Here is a 12660-nt window from a genome sequence, read left to right as displayed (position 1 = left end):
CTCTTAATTTGATGGTTCCTGGGAACCGATCGCATTATGCCCAGCGTTCCTGCCCGCGGCGCTGATATTTCCCAAGCGCCAGGCCGACAGCGCCAGCAGCGCCGCGCCGCCGGCCAGCACCTGCGGCAGGCTGGCGCCCCAGCGCGCCGCGCCCGAGGCCAGCAGCGGCCCGATGATCTGCCCGGCGGCAAAGGCCGACGTCATGACGGCCGCGGCCCGCGGCGCGGCGCTGCCGGCCAGCCGCTGCGCGGCCAGCATGCCCGATTGGGTGATGACCATGAAGGTGCCGCCCACCAGCAGCGCGGCGACGATGACCGCGGCGATGGTGTGCCAGAGCGCCACGGCCAGCATGCCTAGCGCCATCACGGCCTGCGCGCCGCGCCACACGGTCTTGTCGTCGCGGGCCTGCGCCACGCGCGGCGCCACCAGGCAGGAGAGCGCGGCGGCCAGGCCGAACAGCGGCCAGGCCCAGCCGAACACCGCCGGGTCGGGAATGATTTCGCGCGCCATGGCGGGCAGGAATGTGGCGGGAATGATGTAGCCGGCGCCGAACACGCCGTAGTGCAGCGCCAGTTGGCCGATGCCCGGCGGCAGGCGTCCCGGGGCGGGCGCGGCGGCCAGGTGGCGGGCCGGCGCCGGCCGGTTCAGGCCCGGCCAGGCCAGCGCCGACAGCGCCAGCGTCAGTGCGCCCAACGCGGTCCAGTTGGCATTGGCGCCGGCGCCGGACGCCATCAGCGCCAGGCAGGCCAGGCCCGTCAGCGCGATGCCGGCGCCGACGCCAGCGTAGGTGATGGCGGACACCGCCGGCGCGCGCGGGTCGCCGGGCGCGACCGGACGCGCGGCGGCCACGCAGATGAAGGCGCTGGCGCTGCCATAGCCCGCCGCCAGCCGCAGCAGGCTCCAGGCCAGGATGCCGTGGACCCACGGCATGGCCAGCGTCAGCAAGGCCACGGCCAGCAGGCTGACCGCCAGCATGGCGCGCGGATGGCGCGGCGGCCGCACCGCCGCGGCCAGCGCGCCCAGCAGGTAGCCGGCGTAATTGGCCGACGCCAGCCAGCTCCCCTGCGCCAGCGACAGCCCGGCTTCCTGGGCCATCAGCGGCCAGACCGGGGTGAAGGCGAAGCGGCCGATGCCCATGGCGGCGGCCAGCGCCAGCGCGGCCGGCAGGGCCAGGCTGAGGGCGCCGCGCGGGGGCGCGGGATCGGGGTGGTTGGCTATTGACATGGCCCCACTCTACGGCTGTACTAATATCTTGAATAGTGAATTATTAAGAACATGAGTTCTTGAAATGAGAAACTTAGACCTCGACGCGCTGCAGATCTTCAAGGCGGTGGCGGACCATGGCGGCGTGGCGCGCGCCGCGGCCCACCTGAACCGGGTGCAGTCGAATGTCTCGACCCGCCTCAAGCAGCTGGAAGCGACGCTGGAGGCGCCGCTGTTCCGCCGCCAGAACCGGCGCCTGGTGCTGTCGGAACAGGGGCGCGTGCTGCTGTCCTATGCCGACCGCATGCTGCGCCTGTCGGCCGAGGCCCAGGCGGCCGTGCGCGACGGTGCGCCGCAAGGGCTGTTGCGCATCGGCACCATGGAAAGCACGGCCGCGGCGCGCCTGCCGCCCATCCTGGCGGCGTACCACGCGGCCTGGCCGAAAGTGCGGATCGAACTGGTGACGGGCACTTCGGGCGCGCTGGCGGCCAAGGTGCGCGACTTCGAGATCGAGGCGGCGTTCGTGGCGCAGCCCTTCGAGGCGCAGGGCCTGGCGCAGCAGCCGGCGTTCGAGGAAGAGCTGGCGTTGATCTCGCCGTTGGCCTGGCCCGAGATCCACGGTCCCGAGGACGTGGGCGATCGCAGCGTCATCGCGTTCGCGGCAGGGTGTTCCTATCGCCGCATCCTGGAATCCTGGTTCGGCCAGGAAGGCGTGGCGCCGGGCAAGGTGATGGAGTTCGCGTCCTACCATGCGATCGTGGCCTGCGTGGCGGCGGGGTCGGGCGTGGCGATCGTGCCGCGCTCGGTGCTGGCGGTGCTGGGCGCGGAGCAGTCGCTGCGCGTGACGCCGCTGTCCGGCAGGCACGGCCGCGCGCAGACGCGATTGATCTGGCGCGCGGACGACGAAACGCCTGCATTGCAGGCGTTGCGGCAGCTACTGGCGCAGCGGCGCCAGTAGCCGGTGGGGGGCGGGTATCAGAAGCGGTAGCCGACGCCCAGCGTGGCGACCCACGGATTGATGCGGGCGGTGCCGATGTGTTCGCCGTTGAGCTTCACCTTCGACTTGATGTCGATGTAGCGGATGTCGGCGTTCATGAACCAGCGTTCGCTGATCTTGATGTCCGCGCCCAGTTGCGCGGCCACGCCCCACGAATCGCCCATCTTCAGGTCCGAGCCCTTGAGCGCGCCTTCGGCCTTGGTGTCGAAGAACTTGGTGTAGTTGATGCCGACGCCGATATACGGCTGCACCATGCTGTCGGGCAGAATGTGCCATTGCAGGCTGAGGGTCGGCGGCAACTGCTTGCTCGAACCGATCTTGCCCAGTCCGCTGCCGCTCACGTCGTGCTGGAACGGCCAGGCGCCCAGCAGTTCGATGCCGATGTTGCGCGTGGCCATGTAGGCCAGCGTGAAGCTGGGGCGCACGTTGTTGTTGGCGTCGAGTTTGACGCTGCCATCGAGCACGGTGCCGTTGTCGGACGCGGGGCGGACCTGCGTCACGCCGACGCGGAACAGGATGTCGCCGGCTTCGTGGGCATGGGCGGGGGCGGCAAGCATCAGGGTGGCGCCGCAGGCAGTGGCCAGGGCAAGGGCGCGGGTGCGCCGATACATCGCGAACATTTTCCTCTCTCCGTGTATTGCGTGAATGTAGGCATTCAGGTTCGCAGAGGCGGGAAAAGCCGGTCTTGACGTGCATCAAGCGGGGACATGGCGCGTGGTTGCGGCGCCACAACCCCGCGCGAATCGGACTCAACGCAAATTGTCGGTGCCGCGCGGCACGGCATAGGCGTGGCGGAAATAGTCGCGCACCGCGCGCATCGGGCCGGTGATGTCCGCGCCCTTGCGCCACGCCAGCCCCACGTTCATTGGCGGGATCGGATCCTTCAACTGGATGGTCTCGATGCGGCGGCCCTCCAGCGACCACGGCCGATAGACCATGTCCGACAGCACCGCCACGCCGCCGCCGTTGGCCACCATGCTGCGCACCGCTTCCACCGACGAGGTGCGCAGGCGCACGTCGGGGCGGAACGGCGTCTCGCTCCAGTAGCGCAGCGCGGTGTGCGCGGCCTCGTCGACCGTGAGCATGATGAACGGTTCATGCGCCACGTCTTCCAGCGTGACGGTGTCGCGCGCCAGCAGCGCATGGCGCGCCGGCACCCACAGCCGCCGCGGCGAGCCGAAGAAGTGCTCGACCGCCAATTCCGGATTCACCACGTTCGAGGTCAGCAGCACCGCCATGTCGTAGCGGTGCGCGATCAGGCCTTCCTCGATGGCGTTGCGGTTGAGCTCGTGCAGCTGGATGTCCAGGTTGGGATAGAGCTGCGACAGGCGCTGCAGGTGATACGGCAGGAAGTAGCCGATCACGGTGTAGGACGCCGCCAGCAGCAGGCGCCCGCTTTCGCGCGCATCGGCGCTGGGCATGCGCAGCGCCTCGTCGACCGAGGACAGGATGTTGTAGGCGTGATTGAGGAAGCCGCGTCCGGTCTCGGTCAGCGCCACGCCGCTGGCGCTGCGCTGGAACAGCGGCGAGCCCACGATCTCTTCCAGTTCGCGGATGGCCGTGGTGACGGCGGATTGCGAGATCGCCAGCTGGATCGCCGCTTGGGAGATCTGTCCGAGTTCGGCGGCCGCGACGAAATATTTGAGCTGCCGGAGGGTAAGCGACATGGCGGCAATATCTGATTAATAGATAGGTAGCCACCAGAATATCTGTTTATCCGCGCCATCGGGGTGCGGCAAATCTCAGGGAAATCCCTGAAATTTCATAGGAATTTATCGATCGCTCCGATTTGGTGCGTAACGTGGGGCATCTGAAATTCAGATAAGGATTGATCCAAAAAAAGAACTTTTTATCCCTCGGACGCTTCGCTACTGTGCAGGCATTGCGCGGCCAGCCGGCCTGCAAGAAGAAGGAGATCCTGTTTCATGAGCAAGGCGACGATAGACCTGAACTCCGACATGGGCGAGGGCTTTGGTTCCTGGAAGATCGGCGATGACGTGGACGACGCCATCATGCCGCTGATCAGCTCGGCCAACATCGCCACCGGCTTTCATGCCGGCGATCCCAACATCATGAACCGCACCGTGGTGATGGCGCGCGAGCATGGCATCGGCATCGGCGCGCATCCCGGCTTTCGCGACCTGGTCGGCTTCGGCCGCCGCGACCTGAACGAGAACGCCGAGGGCCTGGTCAACGACATCGTCTACCAGGTCGGCGCGCTGCGCGAATTCGCCCGCCTCTATGGCCTGCGGCTGCAGCACGTCAAGCCGCATGGCGCGCTCTACATGCGCGCCGCGCGCGACGAAACCCTGTCGCGCCGCCTGGTGCAGACGCTGCGCGACCTGGAGCCCACGCTGATGCTGTATTGCATGGAGAACTCGCTGACCTGCAAGGTGGCGCGCGAGCTGGGCCTGCCGGTGGTGCGCGAGTTCTACGCGGACCGTGACTACGACGCCAGCGGCTCCATCGTTTTCACGCGCTACACCCAGGCGCTCGATCCGGAGCAGGTGGCCGACAAGGTGCTGCGCGCGTGTACCGACGGCAAGGTGCGCACCGTGGACGGCCGCGACATTCCGATCGGCTTCGACTCCGTCTGCATCCACAGCGATACGCCCGGCGCGCTGGCGCTGGTGCAGGCCACCCGCGCCCGCCTGGAGGCGCACGGCATCCGCATCGCGCCGCCGCGGCTGTCCTGATCCGCCCATCATTCCCACACATTCCAAGGAGAAAACCCATGTCGCAGCAAGAGATCCAGAGCCCCCTGCCCGGCACCTTCTATCGCCGGCCCAGTCCCGACGCCGCGCCGTTCGTCGAGGTGGGCGCCACCATCCAGCCCGGCGACGTGGTCGGCATCGTCGAGGTGATGAAGCAGTTCAACCAGATCGAGGCCGAGATCGGCGGCGTGGTCGCCGAGATCCTGGTGGCCGACGGCGATCCGGTCGAACCGGGCCAGGCCTTGCTGCGGATCGAGGGCTGAGGCATGGGCGTGCATTCCTTCTACCGGCCGCGCCGCATCCAGACCCTGCTGGTCGCCAACCGGGGCGAGATCGCGCTGCGCGTGATCCGCGCCGCGCGCGAACTGGGCATGCGCACGGTGGCGGTCTACAGCGACGCCGACCGCGACGCGCTGGCGGTGCGCCTGGCCGACGCCGCCGTCCACATCGGGCCGGCCCACGCCACCCGCAGCTATCTGAATGCCGAGGCCCTGCTGGCCGCGGCGCGCGAGAGCGGCGCCGACGCGATCCATCCGGGCTACGGCTTCCTGGCCGAGAACGCCGATTTCTCCCAGGCCGTGACCGACGCCGGCCTGGTGTTCGTCGGCCCCGACGCCCGCACCATCCGCAGCATGGGCGACAAGGCCGCCGCGCGCGCCTGCGCCAAGGCGGCGGGCGTGCCCACGGTGCCGGGCAGCGAGGGCGTGGTGGGCTCGCTGGACGAGGCCCTGAGCCACGCGGCGCAGATCGGCTATCCGCTGATGATCAAGGCGTCCGCCGGCGGCGGCGGCCGCGGCATCCGCGTGGCGGCCGACGAGGCGCAGCTGCGCGAAGCCATTCCCATGGCCCAGGCCGAGGCGCGCGCCGCCTTCGGCGACGGCGGCGTCTACCTGGAGCGCTACCTGCCGCGCGCCCGCCACATCGAGGTGCAGGTGCTGGGCGACGGCGAGCGCGCGGTGCACCTGTTCGAGCGCGAATGCTCGCTGCAGCGCCGGCGCCAGAAGGTGTTCGAGGAGGCGCCGTCGCCGGCGCTGAGCCCCGCGCTGCGCCAGGCGCTGTGCGAATCGGCGCTGCGCCTGACCGAGTCGGTGGGCTATCGCGGCGCGGGCACGCTGGAATACCTGTACGACGAGACCCGCGGCGAGTTCTACTTCATCGAAATGAACACGCGCATCCAGGTCGAGCATCCGATCACCGAAGCCATCACCGGCATCGATCTGGTGCGCGAGATGCTGCGCATCGCCGACGGCGAGCCGCTGCGTTTCAAGCAAGCGGACATCGCCATGCGCGGCGCCGCCATCGAATGCCGCCTGAACGCCGAAGACCCGGCGCGCAACTTCGCGCCGGGCCCCGGCACCGTGTCGCACGTGCGCTGGCCGGCCGGGCCGGGCGTGCGCATCGACTCGATGGTGTACGCCGGCAGCGTGGTGCCGCCCTACTACGATTCGCTGCTGGCCAAGCTGATCGTGTGGGACGAAGACCGCGACGCCGCGCTGGCGCGGATGGCGCGCGCGCTGGATGAAACCGAATTCGAGGGCGTGCCGTCGACGCTGGCCCTGCATCGCGCCCTGGTGGCCGATCCGGACGTGCTGGCGGGCGACTATCACACCAACTACCTGGAAAGCTGGATGCAGCAGCGGGAGGGGACCCAATGACGGTGCGCTACACCCATGGCGGCGATGAATTCATCTTCGCCGAGATCAGCGAATCGATGTCGCTGGCCGCGTTCTTCAAGGGCATGGCCATCACGCGCGCGCTGCGCGAGCGCGCCGTGCCCGGCGTGAGCGAGATCTGCCCGGCCAACGCCTCGTACCAGATCCGCTACGACCCCGACCAGGTCGCGCCCGAGGCCATGCTGGCCATCCTGCGCGAGATCGAGGCCACCATCGACCTGGACAACCTGCGGCTCGACACCCGCGTCATCCAGGTGCCGGTGCTCTACAACGATCCCTGGACCCACGAGACGCTGATGCGCTTTCGCGAGCGCCACCAGGACCCGGCCTCGACCGACCTGGAGTACGCCGCGCGCATCAATGGCTTTGCCGATACCGATGCATTCATCGCGGCGCATTCCAGCGCGCCCTGGTTCGTGTCGATGGTTGGTTTCGTGGCCGGCCTGCCGTTCATGTTCCAGATGGTCGAGCGCGAGCGCCAGCTCGAAGTGCCCAAGTACCTGCGGCCGCGCACCGACACGCCCAAGCACGCGGTGGGACATGGCGGCTGCTTCGCCTGCATCTATTCCGTGCGCGGCGCCGGCGGCTACCAGATGTTCGGCGTGACGCCCGCGCCGATCTTCGAGCCCGCGCAGCGCCAGGCGCACCTGCGCGACTCCATGGTGTTCTTCCGCCCCGGCGACATCGTCAAGTTCAAGCCGATCAGCCGCGCCGAGTACGACGCGGCGGTGGCGCGGGTCGAGGCCGGCGCCTTCCAGCTCGACATCCGCCCCGTGTCGTTCTCGCTGTCCGAATTCATGGCGGCGCCCGAGCAGTACAACGCCCGCCTTCTGGAGACGCTCCATGCCGCATGACGAACCGCTCATCGAAGTGATCAAGCCCGGGCTGGCGACGTCGGTCCAGGATCGTGGCCGCCAGGGCTACTACCACCTGGGCATTCCGCCCTCGGGCGCGCTCGACCAGTACGCGCTGGCCGCCGCCAACCTGCTGGTGGGCAATCCCGAGGACGCGGCGGTGCTGGAATGCACGCTGATGGGCCCCGAGCTGCGTTTCACGCGCGCCGCGGTGATCGCCGTCACCGGCGCCACCATGATGCCCAGGATCGATGGCCAGGCACAGGCCTGCAACACCGCGCTGGCGGTGCCGGCCGGCGCCCGGCTGTCGTTCGATTTCGTGCAGGCCGGCGCGCGCGCCTGCCTGGCGATCGCCGGCGGCATCGACGTGCCCGAGGTGCTGGGCAGCCGCTCGACCTACACGCTGGGCGCCATTGGCGGCTTCGACGGCCGCCGCCTGCAGGCCGGCGACCGCTTGCGCGTGGGCGTGCCGCGCCCGGGGACGCGGGTCGGCCGCGCGCTGCCGCCGGAGCTCGCCAGCCAATGCCCGAAGGAGCAGGTACTGCGCGTGGTGCCGGGCCTGTACGACCATCGCCTGATGCCGGAATCGGCCGCCTCGTTCTACGAGGACGCCTGGAGCGTGACCTCGGAGGCCGACCGCATCGGCTACCGCTACAAGAAGGGCCGCGCGCTGAAGTTCCAGCCGCGCGAGCAGCCGTTCGGCGCGGGCGCCGATCCGTCCAACATCGTCGACGCCTGCTATCCCATCGGTTCCATCCAGGTGCCGGCGGGGGTGGAACCCATCATCCTGCATCGTGATGCCGTGTCCGGCGGCGGCTACGCCATGATCGGCACCGTGATCAGCGCCGATCTCGACAAGGTCGGCCAGATGCAGCCCAACCAGCAGGCCCGCTTCGAACGGGTCACGCTGGAAACGGCCTTGCAGGCCCGCAAGGACTACCGCGCCCGCCTCGACAGGCTGCGTGCCGCCATGGGTTGATCCCCGCCCCGTTTCCCCGTTGATCGTTGCTTTCCTTCCGGCCTGTTCCGACAGGCCGGGCGGGCGCGCCTGCGCTTGTGCTTTTCGAGTTTCACACGCTGCACGCCGTACTCGTCCGCATTCCGCGGTTCTTCAGCACGTCAGGAGAGCCTCCATGGCCAACCTTGCTTCCAGCTCCTCGTCCTCCGACCGGGACACTTCCCTAGCCACTGTGGCCGATGCCGACCGCATGGGCCGATTCCCGCTCACCATGGCCTGGTGGGCCGTGTGCAGCGCCATCTTCTACATCGTGGTCGGCGCCACGCTGGCGCTCAACTACGGCGCCCGCAACGCCATCATCGGCATGGTGCTGTCGGTGATTTCCTATGGCCTGATCAACGCAGTCATCTCGCGTTACGCCATCCGTACCGGCCAGTCGGTGGCGCTGTTCTCGCGCGGCGTGTTCGGCACCTCGGGCGCGGCGCTGGCCACCCTGATCTTCTTCGCCACCGCCATCTACTACGCCGTGTTCGAGGGTTCGGTGATGGCGGTGGCCGCGCACCACATGTTCCCGGCCGTGCCGTACTGGGCCTTCGCGCTGCTGGTGGTCATCTACAGCGTGCTGCTGATCTTCGGCAGCGTGCAGCGCTGGCTCGACAAGTTCAACGGCGTGCTGTTGCCGTTCTACCTGGGCGGCCTGCTGCTGGCGGTGGCGCTGGCCACGCGCGAGTACGGCTACAGCGACGCCTGGCTGGCGTTCGGCCCGGCCGGCGGGCCGGTGGCGGGCGGCTGGTGGGACGCCTACGTGTATTACATGGGCGTCTGGATCCTGATGATGTTCACCTTCGATTACGCGCGCTTCGGCCGCCGCGAGGATGCGCGCTACCACGGCCGCTACAACTTCGGCATGCCGTTCTACCTGGTCACCTTCCTGCTCAACGGCGTGGCCGGCATCTACCTGGTCGCCATCATTCCCGGCGATGGCGCCTTGAGCGAGGTGTCGGTGGTGCTGGCGCTGCTCAAGCTGATGGGACTGGGCGGCCTGTTCTTCGTCTGGGTGACGCAGACCCGCATCAACACCGCCAACTATTACCTGGCCACCATCAACATGCAGGCCTTCTTCGCGCGCTTCGGCCTGGGCCGCTGGCCCAAGGCGGCGTGGGCGGTGGTGGTGGGGCTGGTGTCGTACGCCTTGATGCTGTTCGACGTGTTCGCCTACCTGCTGCAGGCGCTGGCTTACCAGGGCATCTTCGTGGTGGCGTGGGTCGCGGTGGCGCTGGTGCACATCCTGGCGGCGGGCGAGTCCGCGCCGGCGCCGGGCGGCGGCAGCGCCTACAACCGCCGTGGCCTGGGCGCCTGGTTCGCGGGCGCCGCGAGCGGCCTGGCGTTGATGCACGTGAGCGGCCTGGCCGCGACGTTCGCGGCGCCGGCCAGCTTCGTGGTGGCGGGCGTGGTGTACTGGCTGGGGCAGGCCGCGGTGTCGGGCCAGCGCATGCAGGGCGGCGGCGCCTAGCGCCATGCCGTCCGGTGGGCGCCGTCGCGTGTCAGGCCAGCGCGGCCAGGAACACGAGCGCGCCCAGCGCCAGCATCAGGAAGGGGCTGACGCGGGTGTAGACCAGCGCCAGCGTCGAGGCGGCGGCCACGCCCCAGGCCCACGCGCCGCCCTCGGCGGCGCGCAGCAGTGTGCACGACGAGGCCAGGATCATGCCGGCCGCGACCGGCACCAGTCCGGCCTCGATGGCGCGCACGCAGGTGGCGTGGCGATATCGCGCCCAGACCCGCGCCAGCGCATAGATCAACAGCGAACAGGGCAGGAAGATCGCGATCGAGGCGGCGATGGCGCCGGCCCAGCCGCCCACCTGCCAGCCGATCAGCGTCACCAGCAGCGAGGCCGGCCCCGGCGTGATGCGCGACAGGGCGAAGTAGTCCAGGAACTGCGCTTCGGTGATCCAGCCATAGTTGTCGACGGCCTGGCGGTGGATTTCGGGCAGGATGCTCTGGCCGCCGCCCACCGTCAGGAACGACTGCGGCGTGAAGACCGCGAACAGGTCGTGCAGCGTGGCCAGGTTCATGGCTGTCGCTCCCGGCGCCGCAGGCGCGAATAGGCGATGCCGATCGACAGCGGCGCCATGACGCCCACCACCCACAACAACGGCAGGCGCAGCAGGAAGATGGCGGCAAAGGTCACGCCCATGACCGCGGCGGGCACCCAGCCCTGCAGCGCGCGCCGGGCGGCGCGCAGGCCGGTCTGCAGCGATACGCCCACCGCCGCCGCCGCCACGCCCGCCATCGCCACGTGCAGGCCGTGCGATTGGGCCAGACGGGCGAACAGCACCGCGGCGGCGATCGCCACCAGCATCGGCGGCACGGTGATGCCCAGGCCGCCCAGCAGCGCGCCGGGGCCGCCGCGCAGGCGAAAGCCGATCCAGATGGCCAGGTTCACCACGTTCACGCCGGGGAACGACTGCGCCAGCGCCAGGCCGCTGAGGAAATCGGATTCGGACAGCCAGCGCCGCTGCTGCACGAATTCACGCATCATCCAGCCGCTCAGCCCGCCGCCGAAGCTGGTCAGGCCGACCTTGGCGAAGGCCAGGAAAATCTGCGGCAGCGTCGGCGGTGCGGCAACGGCGGGGTCAGCGGAGGACATGGCGGGCGGCGCGATGGGGTCGATGCCGCATCTTACGCAATGCGAAATGTCGGCTGGCTGAAAGAATTTCGCCGCCGGGCACGACGTGCCGGGCGGCGAAAGCGGGGGCCGGCCGATGGCCGGCCTGGCAACGCGGCGCGATCAGCGCGGCAGTTCGCTCGACCCCATCAGGTAGGCATCCACCGAGCGCGCGCACTGGCGGCCTTCGCGGATGGCCCAGACCACCAGGGACTGGCCGCGGCGCATGTCGCCGGCGGTGAAGACCTTCTCCACGTTGGTGCGGTAGTCGTCGGTGTTGGCGCGCACATTGCCGCGCGCATCGCGGTCGACGCCGAAGGCGTCCAGCACGGTCTGCACCGGCGACACGAAGCCCATGGCCAGCAGCACCAGGTCGGCCTTGATCTCGAATTCCGAGCCTTCGACCTCGCGCATCTTCATCTGCCCGGTGGCTTCGTCCTTGAACCACTCGACGCGGGCGCCGACCAGCTTCTCGACCTTGCCGTTGCTGCCCTGCAGCAGCTTGGTGGTCACCGACCAGTCGCGTTCGCAGCCTTCCTCGTGCGAGGACGAGGTGCGCATCTTCAGCGGCCAGTACGGCCACGTCATGGTCTTGTTCTCGGATTCGGGCGGCTGCGGCATCAGCTCGAACTGCGTGACCGAGGCCGCGCCGTGGCGGTTGCTGGTGCCGACGCAGTCGGAACCGGTGTCGCCGCCGCCGATCACCACCACGTGCTTGCCCTTGGCCAGCGTCTGGTTGGTGAGGCGGTCGCCGGCCACGGCCTTGTTCTGCTGGCGCAGGAAGTCCATGGCGAAGTACACGCCCGACAGCTCGCGGCCGGGCACCGGCAGATCACGCGGGGTTTCCGAACCGCCGCTCATCACCACGGCGTCGAACTCGGCCAGCAGCGAGTCCGGGGTGCGCACGGTCAGGCCGTCGGCCACCGGGTCGGACGGATTGCCGACGTAGGTCGAGGGCGCGAATTCCACGCCTTCGGCTTCCATCTGCGAGATGCGGCGGTCGATCTGGTGCTTTTCCAGCTTGAAGTCGGGGATGCCGTAGCGCAGCAGGCCGCCGATGCGGTCGCTCTTCTCGAACAGCGTGACCGAGTGGCCGGCGCGTGCCAGCTGTTGCGCGCAGGCCATGCCGGCGGGGCCGGAGCCGACCACGGCGACCTTCTTGCCGGTCTTGCGCGCCGGCAGTTGCGGCGCGACCCAGCCTTCGGCCCAGCCCTTGTCGATGATGGCGTGCTCGATGGACTTGATGCCCACGGCGTCGCTGTTGATGTTCAAGGTACAGGCGGCTTCACACGGCGCCGGGCAGATGCGGCCGGTGAATTCCGGGAAGTTGTTGGTGGAGTGCAGCACGTCCAGCGCACGGCGCCAGTCCTGCTTGTACACCAGGTCATTCCAGTCGGGGATGATGTTGTTGACCGGGCAGCCGTTGTTGCAGAACGGGATGCCGCAGTCCATGCAGCGCGCCGCCTGCTGCTTGGCCTGGTCGTCGGTCAGGTGCAGCACGAATTCGCGCCAGTTCTTCAGCCGCTTCTGCGGAGCCTCGGAGGCCTCCTGCAGACGCTGAAATTCCATAAAGCCGGTAATCTTTCCCATGGTATC

General features: G+C 69.0%; 13 protein-coding genes. 7 read left to right on the top strand and 6 right to left on the bottom strand.

All coding sequences use genetic code 11. From position 1 onward, the window contains the following. Positions 1-3: 3 nt before the first annotated feature. A complete protein-coding gene (locus AOZ49_RS10680) occupies positions 4-1224 on the bottom strand; it encodes a YbfB/YjiJ family MFS transporter (RefSeq protein WP_054433752.1) in 1221 nt (406 codons plus the stop codon). 64 nt (positions 1225-1288) lie between these two features. On the opposite strand from AOZ49_RS10680, the gene AOZ49_RS10675 reads away from it, so the two are divergent. Continuing rightward, positions 1289-2161 carry a LysR family transcriptional regulator gene (locus AOZ49_RS10675; RefSeq protein ID WP_054433754.1) on the top strand — a complete coding sequence of 291 codons (873 nt, stop codon included), beginning with the start codon at positions 1289-1291 and terminating at the stop codon, positions 2159-2161. Between the two features lie 17 nt (positions 2162-2178). Here the strand turns inward: AOZ49_RS10675 and AOZ49_RS10670 are convergent, their stop codons facing one another. Next, complete coding sequence (locus AOZ49_RS10670) at positions 2179-2820, bottom strand: OmpW/AlkL family protein (RefSeq protein WP_054433756.1); 642 nt, start codon at positions 2818-2820, stop codon at positions 2179-2181. 129 nt (positions 2821-2949) lie between these two features. Beyond that, positions 2950-3867 (bottom strand): LysR family transcriptional regulator, encoded by a 918-nt coding sequence (locus tag AOZ49_RS10665; RefSeq protein WP_054433757.1) that lies wholly within the window; start codon positions 3865-3867, stop codon positions 2950-2952. Between the two features lie 258 nt (positions 3868-4125). Here AOZ49_RS10665 and AOZ49_RS10660 point away from each other — a divergent pair, with 258 nt between their 5' ends. The 6 genes from AOZ49_RS10660 to AOZ49_RS10635 all read left to right on the top strand — a co-directional run bounded on the left by AOZ49_RS10660 (position 4126) and on the right by AOZ49_RS10635 (position 9912). Next, complete coding sequence (locus AOZ49_RS10660; RefSeq protein WP_049070601.1) at positions 4126-4896, top strand: 5-oxoprolinase subunit PxpA; 771 nt, start codon at positions 4126-4128, stop codon at positions 4894-4896. A 38-nt stretch (positions 4897-4934) separates the two neighbouring features. Continuing rightward, on the top strand, positions 4935-5177 hold the full coding sequence (locus tag AOZ49_RS10655) for an acetyl-CoA carboxylase (protein WP_054433758.1): 243 nt from the start codon (positions 4935-4937) through the stop codon (positions 5175-5177). 3 nt (positions 5178-5180) lie between these two features. Further along, entirely contained in the window at positions 5181-6569 is a 1389-nt protein-coding gene (locus AOZ49_RS10650) for an acetyl-CoA carboxylase biotin carboxylase subunit (RefSeq protein WP_054475205.1), read from the top strand. Continuing rightward, positions 6566-7441: a 5-oxoprolinase subunit B family protein gene (locus AOZ49_RS10645; protein ID WP_054475204.1), complete on the top strand. Its 876-nt coding sequence runs from the start codon at positions 6566-6568 to the stop codon at positions 7439-7441. The genes AOZ49_RS10650 and AOZ49_RS10645 overlap by 4 nt, the downstream gene beginning before the upstream one ends. Continuing rightward, positions 7431-8420, top strand: a complete 990-nt coding sequence (locus AOZ49_RS10640) for a 5-oxoprolinase subunit C family protein (RefSeq protein WP_054433764.1) — start codon at positions 7431-7433, stop codon at positions 8418-8420. Before AOZ49_RS10645 ends, AOZ49_RS10640 begins: the two co-directional genes overlap by 11 nt. Before the next feature lie 154 nt (positions 8421-8574). Beyond that, positions 8575-9912 carry a purine-cytosine permease family protein gene (locus AOZ49_RS10635; RefSeq protein WP_054475203.1) on the top strand — a complete coding sequence of 446 codons (1338 nt, stop codon included), beginning with the start codon at positions 8575-8577 and terminating at the stop codon, positions 9910-9912. Between the two features lie 31 nt (positions 9913-9943). On the opposite strand, the gene AOZ49_RS10630 is transcribed toward AOZ49_RS10635, so the two are convergent. From AOZ49_RS10630 to AOZ49_RS10620, 3 genes are all read right to left on the bottom strand, one after another. Beyond that, positions 9944-10471 (bottom strand): chromate transporter, encoded by a 528-nt coding sequence (locus AOZ49_RS10630; protein ID WP_054433768.1) that lies wholly within the window; start codon positions 10469-10471, stop codon positions 9944-9946. Further along, positions 10468-11046 (bottom strand): chromate transporter, encoded by a 579-nt coding sequence (locus AOZ49_RS10625; RefSeq protein ID WP_054475199.1) that lies wholly within the window; start codon positions 11044-11046, stop codon positions 10468-10470. The genes AOZ49_RS10630 and AOZ49_RS10625 overlap by 4 nt, the downstream gene beginning before the upstream one ends. A gap of 141 nt (positions 11047-11187) precedes the next feature. Further along, positions 11188-12654 carry a glutamate synthase subunit beta gene (locus tag AOZ49_RS10620; protein WP_054433771.1) on the bottom strand — a complete coding sequence of 489 codons (1467 nt, stop codon included), beginning with the start codon at positions 12652-12654 and terminating at the stop codon, positions 11188-11190. Positions 12655-12660 lie beyond the last annotated feature (6 nt).

Source organism: Achromobacter sp. 2789STDY5608615, assembly GCF_001298995.1.
Taxonomy (GTDB): Bacteria; Pseudomonadota; Gammaproteobacteria; order Burkholderiales; family Burkholderiaceae_B; genus Achromobacter; species Achromobacter insuavis.
Note: the sequence above shows the minus strand (reverse complement) of the source record. Positions and strands in the feature narration are given on the sequence as shown.